This is a genomic window from Pseudomonas sp. TH31 (assembly GCF_016650815.1).
Classification (GTDB): domain Bacteria; phylum Pseudomonadota; class Gammaproteobacteria; order Pseudomonadales; family Pseudomonadaceae; genus Aquipseudomonas.
Genome location: NZ_JAEKEZ010000034.1, coordinates 227068 through 243895, shown reverse-complemented (window position 1 = coordinate 243895; position 16828 = coordinate 227068). Strand labels below are relative to the sequence as shown.

14 protein-coding genes and 4 pseudogenes are annotated in these 16828 nt (G+C 60.8%); 12 read left to right on the top strand and 6 right to left on the bottom strand.

From position 1 onward, the window contains the following. The first annotated feature begins 121 nt into the window (after positions 1-121). From JFV26_RS29590 to JFV26_RS29555, 8 genes and pseudogenes are all read left to right on the top strand, one after another. Positions 122-1027, top strand: a complete 906-nt coding sequence (locus JFV26_RS29590) for a LysR family transcriptional regulator (protein WP_201197196.1) — start codon at positions 122-124, stop codon at positions 1025-1027. 396 nt (positions 1028-1423) lie between these two features. Continuing rightward, positions 1424-1516, top strand: coding sequence for a K(+)-transporting ATPase subunit F (gene kdpF, locus JFV26_RS29585; protein ID WP_123402870.1), 93 nt, complete (start codon positions 1424-1426; stop codon positions 1514-1516). Continuing rightward, positions 1513-3285, top strand: coding sequence for a potassium-transporting ATPase subunit KdpA (kdpA, locus tag JFV26_RS29580; protein ID WP_201197195.1), 1773 nt, complete (start codon positions 1513-1515; stop codon positions 3283-3285). The genes kdpF and kdpA overlap by 4 nt, the downstream gene beginning before the upstream one ends. 10 nt (positions 3286-3295) lie before the next feature. Continuing rightward, positions 3296-5373, top strand: a pseudogene (gene kdpB / locus JFV26_RS29575) (potassium-transporting ATPase subunit KdpB). Between the two features lie 12 nt (positions 5374-5385). Further along, the gene (kdpC, locus tag JFV26_RS29570; protein ID WP_201197194.1) at positions 5386-5958 is read left to right on the top strand and encodes a potassium-transporting ATPase subunit KdpC; all 573 of its coding nucleotides are present in this window, start codon (positions 5386-5388) and stop codon (positions 5956-5958) included. A 26-nt stretch (positions 5959-5984) separates the two neighbouring features. Beyond that, positions 5985-8681, top strand: a complete 2697-nt coding sequence (gene kdpD, locus JFV26_RS29565) for a two-component system sensor histidine kinase KdpD (protein ID WP_201197193.1) — start codon at positions 5985-5987, stop codon at positions 8679-8681. Then, positions 8678-9367, top strand: a complete 690-nt coding sequence (locus tag JFV26_RS29560) for a response regulator (RefSeq protein ID WP_201197192.1) — start codon at positions 8678-8680, stop codon at positions 9365-9367. Before kdpD ends, JFV26_RS29560 begins: the two co-directional genes overlap by 4 nt. A gap of 106 nt (positions 9368-9473) precedes the next feature. Next, positions 9474-9623, top strand: a pseudogene (locus JFV26_RS29555) (DUF2986 domain-containing protein); the annotation flags it as partial. 148 nt (positions 9624-9771) lie between these two features. Here JFV26_RS29555 and JFV26_RS29550 read toward each other — a convergent pair. The 4 genes from JFV26_RS29550 to JFV26_RS29535 all read right to left on the bottom strand — a co-directional run bounded on the left by JFV26_RS29550 (position 9772) and on the right by JFV26_RS29535 (position 13523). Beyond that, positions 9772-10536 carry an SDR family NAD(P)-dependent oxidoreductase gene (locus tag JFV26_RS29550; RefSeq protein WP_201197191.1) on the bottom strand — a complete coding sequence of 255 codons (765 nt, stop codon included), beginning with the start codon at positions 10534-10536 and terminating at the stop codon, positions 9772-9774. Positions 10537-10814: 278 nt separating this feature from the next. Next, on the bottom strand, positions 10815-11723 hold the full coding sequence (locus JFV26_RS29545) for a LysR family transcriptional regulator (protein ID WP_201197190.1): 909 nt from the start codon (positions 11721-11723) through the stop codon (positions 10815-10817). Positions 11724-11826: 103 nt separating this feature from the next. Beyond that, the gene (locus tag JFV26_RS29540; RefSeq protein WP_207204082.1) at positions 11827-12573 is read right to left on the bottom strand and encodes a nuclease-related domain-containing protein; all 747 of its coding nucleotides are present in this window, start codon (positions 12571-12573) and stop codon (positions 11827-11829) included. Between the two features lie 428 nt (positions 12574-13001). Next, complete coding sequence (locus tag JFV26_RS29535) at positions 13002-13523, bottom strand: hypothetical protein (RefSeq protein WP_201197188.1); 522 nt, start codon at positions 13521-13523, stop codon at positions 13002-13004. A gap of 148 nt (positions 13524-13671) precedes the next feature. On the opposite strand from JFV26_RS29535, the gene msrA reads away from it, so the two are divergent. Beyond that, positions 13672-14178 carry a peptide-methionine (S)-S-oxide reductase MsrA gene (gene msrA / locus JFV26_RS29530; RefSeq protein WP_201197187.1) on the top strand — a complete coding sequence of 169 codons (507 nt, stop codon included), beginning with the start codon at positions 13672-13674 and terminating at the stop codon, positions 14176-14178. Positions 14179-14243: 65 nt separating this feature from the next. Beyond that, positions 14244-14627, top strand: a complete 384-nt coding sequence (locus JFV26_RS29525; RefSeq protein ID WP_201197186.1) for a hypothetical protein — start codon at positions 14244-14246, stop codon at positions 14625-14627. Positions 14628-14645: 18 nt separating this feature from the next. On the opposite strand, the gene JFV26_RS29520 is transcribed toward JFV26_RS29525, so the two are convergent. Next, on the bottom strand, positions 14646-14921 hold the full coding sequence (locus JFV26_RS29520; RefSeq protein ID WP_201197185.1) for a DUF2798 domain-containing protein: 276 nt from the start codon (positions 14919-14921) through the stop codon (positions 14646-14648). Positions 14922-15045: 124 nt separating this feature from the next. Here JFV26_RS29520 and JFV26_RS29515 point away from each other — a divergent pair. Beyond that, positions 15046-16004: pseudogene (locus tag JFV26_RS29515) on the top strand (LysR family transcriptional regulator). Positions 16005-16029: 25 nt separating this feature from the next. Here the strand turns inward: JFV26_RS29515 and JFV26_RS29510 are convergent. Further along, entirely contained in the window at positions 16030-16410 is a 381-nt protein-coding gene (locus tag JFV26_RS29510; RefSeq protein ID WP_201197184.1) for a RidA family protein, read from the bottom strand. A 247-nt stretch (positions 16411-16657) separates the two neighbouring features. Here JFV26_RS29510 and JFV26_RS33885 point away from each other — a divergent pair. Beyond that, positions 16658-16827: pseudogene (locus JFV26_RS33885) on the top strand (DNA polymerase V subunit UmuC); the annotation flags it as partial. Position 16828 lies beyond the last annotated feature (1 nt).

Genomic DNA, 16828 nt, shown 5'->3' with positions numbered 1-16828 from the left:
CTCCCGAAACGGGGCTTTAAAAAGCCTACGGCGTTGCCTGGCAAGGCGGAAGACGCACTGTTTGCACATTACTTGTGCGTTTGACGCCATGCCCCGATCACGCTTGTGCTACCGTCGAAACATGCCGATGCCCGATCTCAACTTGCTTATTACCCTGGATGTTCTGCTCGCAGAAGGCAGTGTCACGCGCGCCGCCCGGCGACTGCACTTGAGCCCGTCGGCGATGAGCCGGGCCTTGGCGCGCTTGCGTGAAACGACCGGCGATCCGCTGCTGGTCAGGGCCGGTCGCGGCCTCGTACCCACGCCCCGCGCACTTGAACTGCGCGAGCGGGTCAGTCAGTTGGTCCAGGACGCCGAGGCGGTTTTGCGCCCGGTCGAACAACTCAATCCAAAACAACTGGTGCGCACCTTCACCCTGCGCACCAGCGACGGTTTTGTGGAGACGTTCGGCCCGGACCTGCTTGCCCGTGTCAGCGAAGAAGCGCCGGGCGTGCGGCTGCTGTTTGTGCAAAAGCCGAACAAGGACAGCACGCCACTGCGCGACGGGAGTGTCGACATGGAAACCGGCGTGGTCGGCAGTTCGATGGCGCCGGAAGTCCGGGCACAGGCACTGTTCAGGGACCGTTTTATCGGTGTCGTGCGCCTGGAGCACCCACTGAGCCAGGGCGAAACCACCCCTGCCCGCTATGCCGCCGGCCGGCATATCGGCGTATCGCGACGGGGCCCGGAGAAAGGGCCGACGGCCATTGATGACGCCTTGAATGCACTCGGACTGGAACGAGAGATCGTCACCATCGTCGGCGGCTTTTCGACCGCCCTGGCGCTCGTTCGGGCCTGCGACCTGGTCGCCAGCGTGCCCGAGCGACATACCGCCAGCCTGCGCGCCGGCCTGCACAGTTTTGCCCTTCCGGTTGCCATCCCGCCGATCACGGTGTCATTGCTCTGGCACCCTCGACTGGATGCCGACCCGGCACATCGCTGGTTGCGCGGGTGCATTCGAGAGGTGTGCGCCCAGCCATTCTTGTAATGCCATGCGCAAACACTGTGTCTGGAGGACTTGCCCCAATACCAATCAGTCAAGAAGTACAACCTGTGGGAGCGGCGGTGCAACGATTCGACTTGCTCGCGATAGCTGACTGACAGGCAACACAAGTTTTGAATGTACGACCGTCATCGCGAGCAGGCTCGCTCCCACAAGGAATGCAGCGCTCAACTCTTTGAGCGTTGCTCCTGTCATGACCTTTATAAGATCTTTATTCCCCCGCCCCCAATCCTGATAACAACTTACCAAGCGTCCCTCTAGGCTTTGCTCATAAGCGGGAGGAAACGCCATGGACTTCATTTTTCTAATACTCGGTGCAGTGTTTTTCATCAGCCTGATCGGCCTGGCACTTGGCTGTGCGGCGCTCAACAGGAGACGGTCATGACGGGCTTTTATCTGTTCGGCGGGATCATCGCGGCCGGGTTGCTGGTGTACCTGGTCGCCGCGCTGTTTTTTCCGGAGGACTTCCTATGACGACTCAAGCCTGGGTCCTGCTCGGGGCCTTTTTGCTGGCGCTGGGTTTGCTGGCCTGGCCGCTCGGGCGGTGGCTGACCACGGTAATGGAAGGTCGGTTTGCCTTCGGTGCGCGCATCGAGTCGCCGCTGTATCGGCTGGCCGGCGTCAAACCTGAAACCCAGATGAGCTGGTTGCAGTACGCCCTCGCCCTGATCCTGTTCAACGCGTTAGGTCTGTTGTTCGTCTACGCACTGCAACGTTTGCAAGGGCTGTTGCCGTTCAACCCGCAAGGCTTCGGCGCCGTGACGCCGGACTCTTCGTTCAACACCGCCACCGCCTTTGTCACCAACACCGACTGGCAAGGTTATAGCGGCGAATCGACGATGAGCTACCTGACGCAAATGCTCGCGCTGACCGTGCAGAACTTCCTGTCGGCGGCCACCGGCATCGTGGTGGCCGTGGCCCTGATCCGCGGGTTCGCCCGCCACAGTGCAACCAGCATCGGCAATGCCTGGACCGACCTCACCCGCATCACATTGTGGGTGTTGCTGCCGCTGTCGTTGATCTTCGCACTGTTCTTCGTCAGCCAGGGCGCGATCCAGAACCTTGCCCCCTACAAGGACGTCACGACGATGGAGGTCATGCAGTATCAGGCCCCGGTCCTCAATGACGCCGGCCAACCGAAGCTCGACGCCCAGGGCAGCCCGGTCACCGTGGCCGCCAGCACCGACAAGCAGACCATCGCCATGGGCCCGGTCGCCTCGCAAGAAGCGATCAAGATGCTCGGCACCAATGGCGGCGGTTTCTTCAATGCCAACTCGGCGCACCCTTACGAGAACCCGACCGCGCTGAGCAATTTCTTTCAACTGATCGCGATCTTCCTGATTCCGACCGCGCTGTGCTTCGTCTTCGGCCACGTCGTCGGAGACATCCGCCAGGGCTGGGCGCTGCTGGCGACGATGACGATCATCTTCGTGATCGCTGTTGTCGCCGTCACCCACTACGAACAACTCGGCAATCCACAGTTTTCAGCGCTGGGCATCGACACGGCGGCGGGCAACATGGAAGGCAAGGAGCTGCGTTTCGGCATCAGCGCCTCCAGCCTGTTCGCGGCAGTGACCACGGCGGCGTCCTGCGGCGCAGTCAATGCGATGCACGATTCGTTTACCCCACTGGGCGGCGCGGTGCCGCTGGTGCTGATGCAACTGGGTGAAGTGGTGTTCGGCGGCACCGGCTCGGGCCTTTACGGGATGCTGATATTCGCGATCCTGGCGGTGTTTATCGCCGGTTTGATGATCGGGCGGACACCTGAATACCTGGGCAAAAAAATCGAAGCCTACGAGATGAAAATGGTCGCCATCGCGATTCTGGTGACGCCGCTGCTGGTGCTGTTCGGGACCGCCATCGCGGTCATGGCCGAGGCCGGCCGGCTGGGGATCGCCAACCCCGGCGCCCATGGCTTTTCGGAAATTCTCTACGCGTTCACCTCGGCGGCCAACAACAACGGCAGTGCCTTCGCCGGGTTGTCGGCCAACACCCCGTTCTACAACACGATGCTGGCAATCGTCGCCTGGTTCGGCCGCTTTGGCGTGATCGTCCCGGTGCTCGCCGTCGCCGGCAGCCTGGCGGCGAAGAAACGCCTGGCGGTCACCGGCGGCACGATGCCGACCCACGGCATGCTGTTCGTGGTGTTGTTGATCGGAACGGTGTTGCTGGTCGGTTTGCTGAACTACGTGCCGGCGCTCGCGCTCGGTCCCGTCGTCGAACACCTAATCCTGATCAAGTGAGACCACGAACATGACACGCCAAGCGTTCTCCTTGTTCGACCCAAAACTGATAACACCGGCCATGGTCGATTCTGTACGCAAACTCAGCCCGCGGATCCAGTGGCGCAACCCGGTGATGTTCGTCGTCTACATCGGTGCGATCATCACCAGCGCCCTGTGGGTCCAGGCCCTGCGTGGCCAGGGTGAGGCCAGCGCCGGGTTCATTCTCGCGATTGCCTTGTGGCTGTGGTTCACGGTGCTGTTCGCCAACTTCGCCGAGGCCCTGGCCGAGGGCCGCAGCAAAGCGCAAGCGGCCTCGCTGCGGGACCTGAAAAAGGAAACCTGGGCGAAGAAACTGCGCGAACCGCACTACGGTTCCGAGTGGCAATTGGCGCAATCAAGCGGTTTGTGCAAAGGCGATGTGGTGGTGGTCGAGGCCGGCGACCTGGGCGACTCGATCATCCCCGCCGACGGTGAAGTGATCGAAGGCGCCGCGTCGGTGGATGAGTCTGCGATTACCGGCGAGTCGGCCCCGGTGATCCGCGAATGTGGCGGCGACTTTTCCGCCGTGACCGGTGGCACCCGCGTGCTCTCGGACTGGATCGTGGTGCGGGTGACCACCAACCCCGGCGAGACCTTCGTCGACCGCATGATCGCCATGGTCGAGAACGCCAAACGGCAAAAACCCCGAATGAAATCGCCCTTTCCATCCTGCTGGTTGCTTTGACCATCGTATTCCTCGGCGTGACGGTGACACTGCTGCCCTTCTCGCTGTTCGGAGTCGCGGTGGCCCAGGCCGGCACGCCGGTTTCGATTACCGTGTTGATTTCGCTGCTGGTCTGCCTGATTCCCACCACGATTGCCGGTCTGCTGTCGGCGGTCGGTGTGGCGGGCATGAGCCGGATGATGGAAGCCAACGTCATCGCCACCTCCGGTCGTGCCGTGGAGGCTGCCGGTGATGTGGACGTTCTGCTGCTCGACAAGACCGGGACCATCACCCTCGGCAACCGTCACGCCTCGGCTTTTCTACCGGCGCCGGGGGTCAAGGAAGCGGAGCTGGTGGACGTGGCACAACTCGCCTCCCTGGCCGACGAAACCCCTGAAGGCCGCAGCATCGTGGTGCTGGCCAAACAACGCTTCAACTTGCGCGAACGCGACATCGCCGCCCTCGACGCACACTTCGTGCACTTTTCCGCGCTGACCCGCATGAGCGGCGTCGACATGGGCACTCGCCAACTGCGCAAAGGTGCGGGCGAAGCGATCCTGCGGCATGTGCAAAGCCTGGGCGGCCACTTCCCGGAGGCGGTGCAAACCCTCGTCGAGGAAGTCGCGCGCCGGGGCAGCACGCCGCTGGTGGTCGCCGACGGCGCTAAAGTGCTGGGCGTAATCGAACTCAAGGACATCGTCAAAGGCGGGATCAAGGAACGTTTCGTCGAACTGCGGCGCATGGGGATCAAAACCGTCATGGTCACCGGCGACAACCGGGTCACCGCTGCGGCTATCGCCGCCGAGGCGGGTGTCGATGATTTCCTGGCGGAAGCCACGCCGGAGCAAAAACTCGAACTGATTCGCCGCTACCAGGCCGAAGGCCGGTTGGTGGCAATGACCGGCGACGGCACCAACGATGCGCCGGCACTGGCTCAAGCGGATGTCGCGGTGGCGATGAACTCGGGTACCCAGGCTGCAAAAGAAGCCGGGAACATGGTCGACCTCGACAGCAACCCGACGAAGCTGATCGAGGTGGTGGAAACCGGCAAACAGATGCTGATGACCCGAGGCTCGCTGACCACGTTCTCGATTGCCAACGACATCGCCAAGTATTTCGCGATCGTGCCGGCGGCGTTCGTCACCACTTATCCGCAGCTCGCAGCACTGAACATCATGGGCCTGACCAGCCCGAATTCCGCGGTGCTGTCGGCGGTGATTTTCAATGCGCTGATCATCATTTTCCTGATTCCCCTGGCGCTCAAAGGCGTGAAATACCGCCCGGTCGGTGCCGCCCTGCTGCTGCGGCGCAATCTGTTGATCTATGGGTTGGGTGGGGTCATCGTTCCATTCATCGGCATCAAAATCATCGACATGGCCCTGGCCGCTGTCGGTCTGGTTTGAGGGAGCACTGTCATGGCCACTCTGTTGCGTCCGGCGTTGACCCTGTTGATTGTATTGTCACTGCTCACCGGACTCGCCTATCCGCTGGTCACCACCGGGATCGCCCGACTGGTCTTCCCCCATCAGGCCGCCGGCAGCCAGATTGAAAGAGACGGCAAAACCGTCGGCTCACGGCTGATCGGCCAAGGCTTCAGCGATCCGAAGTACTTCTGGAGCCGCCCTTCCGCCACCAGCCCCATGCCCTACAACCCGCTGGCCTCGGGCGGCTCGAACCTCGGCCCGTCGAACCCGGCACTGGCGGACGCGATCAAGGGCCGGATCACCGCCCTGCACGCGGCTGATCCGGGCAACACGGCCACGGTGCCCGCCGACCTGGTCTACAGTTCCGCCAGTGGTCTTGATCCGCATATCAGCGTGGCGGCCGCGTTGTATCAGGCTGGCCGGGTGTCGCGGGTGCGCAACTTGCCGGTCGAACAGGTTCGTCAACTGATCGGCGAGTATGCTGAAGGTACGCTGCTCGGGTTCATCGGCGAGCCCCGAGTCAACGTGCTGGCGCTGAACCTGGCACTCGACGCCACCCACTGAGCGCTAACTCACACACGGTGAGCTTGATGGCCGAACAACGTCCCGACCCGGACCAATTACTGGCGCAGATTCGCGAAGAGGAAGCGCAAGCCAAACGCGGGCGACTGAAGATTTTCTTCGGCGCCAGTGCCGGGGTCGGCAAGACCTACGCCATGCTCGCAGCCGCCCACACCGCGAAACTGCAAAACATCAACGTGCTGATCGGCGTGATCGAAACCCACGGTCGCAGCGAAACCCAGGCGTTGACCGCAGGCCTCGAATTACTGCCGCTCAAGCCTGTCGTCGACAAACTGCGCACCGTGACCGAATTTGATCTGGACACCGCACTCACGCGCGCGCCGAGCCTGATCCTGATTGACGAACTGGCGCACTCCAATGCCGTTGGCTCCCGGCACCCGAAACGCTGGCAAGACGTGGAAGAATTGCTCAGCGCCGGGATCGATGTCTGGTCGACGATGAACGTCCAGCACCTGGAAAGCCTGAACGATATTGTCGGTGGCATCACCGGGATTCGCGTCTGGGAGACCGTGCCCGACCACGTGTTCGACAACGCCGATGAAGTGGTCATCGTCGACCTGCCACCCGATGACCTGTTGCAGCGTTTGAAGGAAGGCAAGGTCTATCTGGCGCAACAGGCCGAGCGCGCAGTGCAGAACTTCTTCCGCAAAGGCAACCTGATTGCCCTGCGCGAACTGGCACTGCGGCGCACCGCGGACCGGGTCGACAGCGACATGTTGCAGTACCGCCAAAGCAGCGCGGTGAAACCGGTCTGGGGCACCCGTGACTCATTACTCGCCTGCATCGGCCCTCATGAACAGGCGGAAAAAACCGTGCGTTCCACCGCTCGCCTCGCCGCCCAGCTCAGTGTGCCGTGGCACGCCGTGTATGTGGAAACCCCGGCCTTGCAGCGCCTGCCCGAAGCCAAGCGGCGCCGGGTGTTGGCGACGCTGAAACTGGCTCAGGACATGGGGGCGCAGATCTCCACCCTGGCAGGTCAGGACATTGCCGAAGCGCTGGTCAAGTACGCACGCCAGCACAATCTGTCCAAGGTTGTACTGGGGCGTGACGAGCAGCCACGACGCAGGTTCTGGCGTCAGGTGCTGGCCGACCGGATTGGCGCGCTGGGCGCAGATCTGGATGTGATTCAAGTCTCGCTGCCGTCGGGCAACCCACGCCCCGAAAGCAAATCCGAAACCCGCGAAAGTCCGATTCTCTGGCCCGCCTATCTGTGGAGCGCGGCACTCTGCGCAGCGACGACCCTGATTGCGCTGCCACTGTTGGGCGTGCTTGAACAGGCCAACATCGTCATGCTGTTCCTGCTGGCGGTGGTCGCCGTCGCGGTGCGCTTCGGCCGTGGCCCGGCGGTGTTGGCGGCGTTCGTGTCGGTCGGATCCTTCGACTTTTTCTTTGTCTCGCCACGTTTTTCCTTCGCCTTTGCCGATGTCCAGTACCTGGTGACCTTCAGCGTCATGTTGGTGGTCGCGCTGGTCATCGGGCAAATGACCGCCGGCCTGACGTACCAGGCGCGGGTCGCGCAACGGCGCGAAGACCGCATGCGCGCGCTGTACGACATGTCGCGCTTGTTATCTGCCGCGCTGATGACTGAACAGGTGGCCGAGATCAGCGCACAGTTCCTGAGCGCCGAATTTGGCGCCCGATCAGCCTTGCTGGTGGCCGATGACAACAACAAACTGCTGGCGCCGATGGTCACCGGCGATGCGCCGCAAATCGATCTCGCCATTGCCCAGTGGTCGTTCGATAAAACCGAACCGGCCGGCTACGGCACCGACACCCTGCCCTCCAGCACCACGCTGTACTTGCCCTTGTCCGCGCCGATGCGGGTGCGCGGAATACTCGCCGTGCAGCCCCGCGACACCACTCGACTGGTGGTGCCGGAACAGCGGCGCCTGCTCGACACCTGCGCCTCGTTGCTGGCCATCTCCCTTGAGCGAATCCACTACATCAACGTGGCCCAGGACACGACGGTGCAAATGGAATCCGAGCGGTTGCGCAACTCACTGCTCTCGGCCATCTCCCACGACCTGCGCACTCCGCTGTCAGTGATGGTCGGGCTCGCCGAAGCGCTTAAATTGACCAAGCCGCCCTTGACCGGCGAAGCCGCCGAGATCGCCGCGGCCGTGGGTGAATCGGCGCTGCGCATGAACACGCTGGTCAATAACCTGCTGGACATGGCGCGGCTGGAGTCCGGCAAAGTGGTGTTGAATCGTCAGTGGCAACCCATCGAAGACGTGGTGGGCAGCGCCCTGCGAGCGGTACAGCCGATACTCGGCGGGCGTTCGGTGCACGTCATGCTGGAGGATGACTTGCCGCCGGTGCGCATCGACGCGGTGCTGATCGAACGCATCCTGATCAACCTGATCGAAAACGCCGTCAAATACACCCCGCCCGCCACCACCCTCGACCTCGGCGCCAGAGCCACGCCGGACCATTTCGAGGTGTGGGTCGCCGATGAAGGCCCGGGGCTACCCCACGGTCACGAAGAGGCGATCTTCAACAAATTCATGCGCGGCAAAAAGGAAAGCTCGATCCCCGGCGTCGGCCTCGGCCTGGCCATCTGCCGGGCCATTGCCCAGGCGCATGACGGGACCATCACCGGCGTCACCCGGCCCGAGGGCGGTGCCTGCTTCACGTTACGTCTGCCCCGTGAAACGCCTCCCGTCATCGAACCCTTTGCCCAGCAAACTGACGAGGAACAGCCATGAGCGAATCAGTGCCGCACGTCCTGATCATCGAGGACGAAAAGGAAATCCGCCGCTTCGTGCGCATGGCCCTGCAAACCGAAGGCCTGGAAGTGCATGAAGCCGACACCTTTCACCGCGGCCTCATCGACGCAGGTACGCGCCGCCCCGACCTGATCATCCTCGACCTCGGCCTGCCCGACGGCGACGGCATCGACCTGATCCGCGATGTGCGCAGCTGGTCGCCGGTGCCGATCATCGTGCTGTCTGCCCGAGGTAGTGAATCAGACAAAATCCTCGCCCTCGACACCGGCGCTGACGACTATCTGGTGAAGCCGTTTGGTACCGGCGAACTGCTCGCCCGAGTCCGCGCGCTGCTGCGGCGGCAGGCGAAAGATGCCGACAACAATTCCGTGCTGAGCTTCGGCGAGGTGCGCATCGATATCGAACGGCGCGTGGTGGAACGCTCTGGTGCACCGCTGCATCTGACGCCGCTGGAGTATCGGTTGCTGGTGCACCTTTGCTCGCATCCGAATCGGGTGCTGACGCATTTGCAACTATTGAAAGCGGTGTGGGGGCCATCGCATACCACCGATACGCCATATCTGCGGGTGTTTATGGGTGGGTTGCGCAAGAAGGTCGAGGTGGACCCTTCCCAGCCGCGGCATCTGGTGACGGAGACGGGGGTTGGGTATCGGTTTATTCCATGAGGTGAGGATTTTGGGGGACGAGCCCATCATTGTCTTTCTGGGATTTAATCTTCGAGCTGATATCATCCAGGCTTTTACACGCTGAGCAGAAAGACATGAATCGTCAAAAAAACTACAGCAGTTATTTAAGGCTAAAGCCAAAAAGGCGAGTGCCAAATTGGCACCGCAAAGCAAGACTAAATACGTTAGTAAAGCTGACCGATTGAAACTGGCAGCCGAGTCCAGTGATGACTCAGTTGTTTCCGCTGAGAGCTGATCTGTAGAGCTTAAGCACCACCGGAATCTACAAATCTGGTTGGGCCAGGCATTCCGATGGCACCTACCACGAGGACGCGGCCGGACAATTCATTCAAGCCGAAGCCGCTTCCTGGCGCGCCCAACCTCGGTGGGGCACCCGCCCTTGCTTAACGCATGACGAATCCGCCATCGACGGAAATCGACTGGCCGGTGACAAAGCTTGAGGTGTTGCTGCTCAGCCACAGGACGGCATCGGCAATTTCTTCAGGTCGGCCATGGCGGCCCATCGGCACACTCTTGACCATCGCCTCAAGCGCTTCGCCCTGACCTGCGGCGACCATCTGATCGGCCATCGGCGTCCAGATCAGCCCGGGGCACACGGCATTGACCCGAATGTTGCGCGCCGCATATTCAAGCGCTGCGCTTTTGGTCAGGCCAATGACGCCGTGCTTGGCGGCGTGATAGTTGGCCCGCTCGGCGCCGCCCACCAACCCACCGAGAGACGAGCAGTTGACGATGGTTCCGCTGCCCTGCCGGCGCATGTGCAGTAACTCAAACTTCATGCAGCTCCACACGCCACGAAGATTGACCGACATGACTTTGTCGTAATCGTCGACGGTAGCGTCAGCCATTTCCGCCAGGATGTTTTGAATGCCGGCATTGTTGAACGCTGCGTCCAGACGCCCGAAGGTGGCGACGGTCTCCTTGACCATGGCCTCGACCTGATCGACGTCGGCGACATCACAACGGATGCCAATGGCCTTAAAACCGGCGCGAACCAATTCCTCGGCGGCAGCCCGCGCCGCCTCCCCGTTCACGTCCGCCAAAGCGACCGACGCACCGGCCTGGGCAAAGGCCTTGGCTGTCGCCAATCCGATACCGGAGGCGGCACCGGTGACGAGTGCGACCTGATTTTCAAATGAAAAACTCATCAATACATTCCTCAACATCACGTTTGAATAGATCTGATGCAGTGCACGCTAACCAACACCGGCGGCGATGAATACCGGGGGGAAACGAGATGCGTCGATGAACAGCGCTCATCAATCAGTCAAGCGCAGTGTCTTGAGGGGTGTGCAGGAGGATCTTGATGCGAGGTGAGATTGATGAGCCATGCTCATCGCTTCATGCGGTCTCGGGGCCGTCTGTTCGTGGACTAAGTAGGCTGTTGAATCGTCCTTTCAAGCAGGAGAAAAGGTCTGGTCGACCTCTACTCCCCCAGCGGCTTCATTTCGCGGATCAGATCAATCAGCAAGCGCAGCCCCATCGGCAGTTGCCGATGGCTTGAATAGTACATATGAAAACCCGGTGCGAGACTGGACCAGTCATCCAGTACACGCTGGACCTCGCCGCGCTCGACCAGTGGCGTGATGACCGGTTCGGGCGCATACATCAACCCCGCGCCGTGGCGTAGCAGCGACAGACCGACACGGGTTTCGTCGATAGTGATTGCGCCGGGCACAGCGATTGCCAGGTGCTCGGTGCCTTTGTCGAACTCCCAGTCGTACATGCGATCATTGCCCAACCGTATGCGCAAGCACCGATGCCGGAGCAAGTCCTGAGGGTGCAGCGGCACACCAAAGCGACCCAGGTAATCCGGCGAGCCCGCGACGACCCAACGAATGTCCGGCGACAGACGCTGGGCGATCATGTCTTCCGGTACCGTGCCACCGTAGCGGATACCCGCATCATGACCGCCGCCAATGACATCGATCATGCGGTTGGTAACCGTCAGGTCGATCTCAATCTCCGGATAGCGCTCGTTGAAAATCGGCAGCACCGGGCCCAGCAGCAGATCCGCCGCATCACTCAGAATGTTCAGGCGAATGCGCCCCGCCGGCGCGTCGCGAAACCGATTGAGCACTTCCATCGCCTGGCCGATGTCATCGATGGGTTTGCTGATCAGCGCATGCAACTCCTCGCCTGCGGCGGTCAGCGTTACGCTGCGTGTGGTGCGATTCAACAGGCGGACCCCAAGCCGACTTTCCAGGCCTTTGATCGCATGGCTCAACGCAGAAGCACTGATGCCCATCTCCAGGCCAGCACGATTGAAACTCTGATGACGGGCGATGGCCAGGAAGTAGATGAAGTCCGCCAGATTGGCGCGGCTGAGTTGCATGTCAATCTCCGGCAATGGATAGCTGTATTTTTTTAGTGCGCCAATAAGCAATCGACGACTGCCGTGACCAATTCAGCCAAAAGAATTGGCCGGCAGGCGTCCGCTAGACAATCGGCTGCATGGTCCGACACTTGGGAAATGCACTACACCCCCAATACTGTTGACCGATTTTCGGGCCACTCTTGAATGCACGAACCACCAACGCACTCCCACAACGTGGACATTGGCGCAACGCCATCGGATCACTGCGCTGCTTAAGTCGTTGCACATGTTCCCGCCCGGTCGCCAGCGTTGGCGCTCGACGCCCGGTTTGCAAGGCTAGCAGCATCGCCCTCACCTCCTCCTCGCTGAACACCGGTTGCTGGAAGGATTTGATGTAGCGGATGAAGCGCATGCCTTGGGTGACGTTGGCGGGCATCTCGGTCTTGAAGGTGCTCGCGCCGACAAAGGCAATCACCGAATGCAGGTGTTCTGGCCCGATACCCAGCGCTACCTCCAATGCCTTCAAGTGCTTGTAGTTCTGCCGCGTCGGGTTCTGGAATTTGAAACGCTGCTTGAAGATTTGTTGCGTCCACTGCGCCTGGTTTTCGCTGCCAAAGATCCAGCCGCGCATGTTCTTGGTCTCCAGCACGAAGACGCCGAAAGGTGAAAGGAACACATGGTCGATCTGCGTGGTGCCATCCGGAGTGTCGAGTGTCACGTTATGCAAGCGGCGGTAGATCTGGCGATCCAGACAATAGCGTGCAAAAAAAACTACCAATAGTTCACCGAACCAGCCTTTAAACCAGGGCGTTTTCAGCAGTTTTATCAGAACCCAGATCAGCAGCACCGGCGGTAGCAGCCACTTCAGGGTGTCGAATAGCGGTTTAAAAACAACGAGGGTATTCACAGGGCCGTCCTTTGCGTTGGGGCCGAAATGGATACTTGGCCCGAGTCAGCGTCGCGTCAGCATTGTGCGCGTAAATGCAGACCCAATGCGTGTGGATCGAGTGGGACATCCCCTGTGCGGCGATTCTCTCGATGCTGATTACCGAAGCGCGCGATGTCCGATGGTCACCGGTTCAGGCCAGTCGCCACTGGCGATCTATACTATTGAGTTGGTTATCTGTGTGTCATGCAACACGTCGACACCTGTGCGCTGTGCGGCGCACCCGTGCCAATCGCCAACGTAATCAGTCCGAGCCCGTGCGTCGTGTCTCCCTGGATCAAACGACCGGCCGTGCTCAATGGCTTTGTGGCTGATGGGTTATGGAGAACATCATGAAACATAAGCTTTTTTCAGGCGTTGTATTGGCGCTCGCGGCGGCGGTGGTAATGCCCGGAGCCTGGGCTGCGGAGGCGCGAGCCTTGGCGGCGGATGGGGCTGATCATGTGGGTGCCGGGGCCGTCGCGGCAGATGGAGCCGATCATGTCGGGGCCGGCGCAGTCGCGGCGGATGGTGCCGATCACGTCGGTGCCGGGGCCGTCGCTGCGGATGGTTCCGACCATGTCGGTGCCGGCGCAGTCGCGGCGGATGGTTCCGATCACGTCGGGGCCGGCGCAGTCGCGGCGGATGGTTCCGATCACGTCGGGGCCGGCGCAGTCGCGGCGGATGGTTCCGATCACGTCGGGGCCGGCGCAGTCGCGGCGGATGGTTCCGATCACGTCGGGGCTGGCGCAGTCGCGGCGGATGGTTCCGATCATGTCGGGGCTGGCGCAGTCGCTGCGGATGGTTCCGATCACGTCGGGGCCGGTGCAGTCGCAGCGGATGGGTCCGATCACGTCGGTGCAGGCGCAGTCGCATCCGATGGCACCAATCACGTCGGATCTGCTCGTCTTGCATACTCGCGCAGTGGAATAGGTTCGGATCGGGTGGCATCCTCGCTCATGGACGGCAGTTACTCCGACCAGTTCAACAGCCCGACCATCAATCAGTAACGCGCCACTTCACTGAGGGGAATGACCATCCATGACGACGCAAACCGAAACCGCCATTTTGGCCGGTGGCTGCTTCTGGGGCATGCAGGATCTGCTGCGACGTTTCCCCGGCGTGCTCTCCACGCGGGTGGGTTATTCAGGCGGCGATGTGCCGAATGCGACCTATCGCAACCACGGTAACCACGCGGAAGCGATCGAGATCGTGTTCGACCCGCAGCAGATCAGCTACCGCCAGATCCTTGAGTTTTTCTTCCAGATCCACGACCCAACGACCAAGAATCGCCAGGGCAACGATATGGGCGCCAGCTACCGCTCTGCCCTCTTCTACCTCAGCGAGGCGCAGAAACAGATCGCCGAAGACACCGTGGCCGATGTCGACGCTTCTGGCCTTTGGCCCGGCGAGGTGGTCACCGAGATCACCCCGGCCGGTCCGTTCTGGGAAGCCGAACCGGAACACCAGGACTACCTCGAACGCTTGCCCAACGGCTACACCTGTCACTTCATCCGGCCAGGCTGGAAACTGCCCAGGCGCGGGTAATCACTGAACAGCGGCGGCTCGAATGAGCCGCCTCTGGCTTTTGCGTCAACGTGGAGTGAACTCACATGCCACAGATATTGTTCATTGGGCAGACGCCGGAAACCGTCGATTTCTCTGATCCGGCCCTACCGCCAGGCTTGAATGTCGAGAAGATACATGCAGGCATAGCGGTTGGCATGGCGACCATGGCGGACCGGGGATGGCAGGCCGACCTTTGCTTGATCCCACCCGACGCAACCGCCAGCCTCATGCTGGATAAACAACTGGCAACCACGACCTACGACTGTGTGGTCATCGGCGCTGGCGTTCGCCTGCCGCCAAAAAGTCTTTCGCTTTTCGAAGTCATCATTAACGCCGTACACAAAGGCGCGCCCCACGCATCAATCGCGTTTAACACGGGGCCTGAAACGACCGCCGACGCCGCTGCTCGCTGGCTAAAAGACCACTGATTGCAGACCGGTGCGCCCTCAATGATGTGGATGTACCGTCAGCGACACCAGTTTGATCACGACGGGGCGAACAACGAGGATGCACAGAAATGCCACGGGCATCGCCAACTTATAGGCGTGCAGCGCATTGCTTAGATAATCCGTTTCAATGCCGGAGTTTGCCGCCGTAATCACGAATGACATCAACAGCGCCATGATCGCCGCCATGTACAGTGCAAAAACATAAGGCGTCGTGCGGACCGAGAGTTTGCGCTGGCTTGAGAACCGGACTTTTGAGGAGGTTTCTGGATTCATATCAGACCTTGTTGATCGTCGATTAATAAGTGCCAAGTACCCTAACAAGGTCAATAGCCTGCAACTAGACGGCTATCTGTGAGTGCTTTATAAATAAAAACTTACGAATAACTCCAGGCCAAAAATGAACCTGCTAGGCGCGATAGACAGCTTTATCAAGGTCGTTGAAGCGGGCTCCATCGTCGGTGCAGCCAAAACCCTGGGCGTCAGTGCCGCGGCCGTCAGCCAGACCGTCAATCGCCTGGAAACTCACCTGGGCACGCGCCTCCTCCAGCGCACCACACGAAGCATGGCGCTGACCGAGAGCGGCACGATGTATTACGAAAAAGTGAAGCACATTGCGCGTGATCTCGAATCGGCGCACAGCGCAATCACCAGCGCGCAGACCGAACTTCAAGGGCGACTGTGCATCGCCTCTACCTGCGCGTTCGGGCGGCATGTGATGGCATCGGTCATCGCGGGTTTCGCGGCACGCTATCCACGCCTGATCCTTGAACTCTCAACCACCGATCGCAAGATAAATCATATTCAGGAAGGCATTGATCTGAGCCTGCGAATCAAGCCACAACTGGAAGAAGGGATCATCGCCCGCAAGATCGTTTCAGTGCCATTTATCATCTGCGCGTCCCCGCCTATCTGGAACGAGTCGGCTGGCCACACTCTCCAGAGGAGCTCCAACAGCACGCCTGCCTGGCGTTTCGCTACCCGCTGGATGGACGTTTTCTGCGCTGGGGTTTTATCCGGGAGGGGCAACGTTACGACGCGCCGATCAATGCCACCGCGATCAGTGACGATATTGACGCCCTAGCCCAAATGGCGATCCGCGGCGCGGGGATTACCCGCCTGGCAGAGTTCGTGGCGGCGCCTTGCCTCGAAAGTGGCCAACTTGTTCCTTTGTTTGAGCATCGCCACGCTGAGACTTATGCCTACGCAGAACCGCTTGATATCTATGCCTGCGTCCAGGAACGCGCAGCCATCACACCCAAGGTCAAAGCGTTTATGAATTATTTGACTGAATACCTGGAAAGGCGCTGGCCGATTGAAGATAGCTTGGCTGCCGATACCGATCATCGGAGGCGCTAGCCACCTCCGGGATCCGTCCACCGACTCAGCCCTTGGCGGCTATCGCGGTGACTTCTACACGCATGCCTTCAACCGCGAGTGACGCCACGCCAACCGCGGCGCGAACCGGCCAAGGCTTGGCGAAGAAGCGTTTGTAAACCTCGTTGAACGCCGCGCGGTCGGCCATGTCGGTGAGGTAGATGGTCAGGTGCATGACGCGGTCCATGGAACTGCCGGCACGCTCCAGCGCGACCTTCAGCGCCTGCAAGGTGCACTCGCTCTGCTCGATGATGCCGCCCAGTTCCAGGCTGCCGTCGGCGCGGGTCGGGATCTGGGTGGAGACCAACAAGCCGCCGAAACCGGCGACGTCCGAGGAAATGGAGTCCGCGTCAGGGTCGGGGGTGAAGGTGATGTCGTGGTTTGCCATGAGGGTCTCTTGTTTGAGTTCGTAAATAAGCAGTCGTTGTCCGTTGGAGGAACTCAAGGAGGCAACGACTTTTGTACGGTCAGTTTACAGCCCCGTTGTGATCGACGGGAAATGCAGCGCAATAGCGCGCTATGGCGCCGATTGCTGCCCGTCGCGACCGGTTGAATCCACAGCCAGAAGCAGCCATTCCATGTGACTACGAAACTAGGGGCTATTCACGGACAGTCACGCTTGACCCCGCTTAATGGGCTGCGTGATAGCGCGCAGTTCCGACATCAAGCCGTACATAAAATGGGAGAGCCGTACTTCCAGATCAAACAAAAACTGAAGCCGCACGGTATCGTGGCCTTCTTCGAACTACGCGCTCTAGGCGACATGAGCCAACGCTTGGAGGGTGTGATCGAATCGCTCGTGCCAA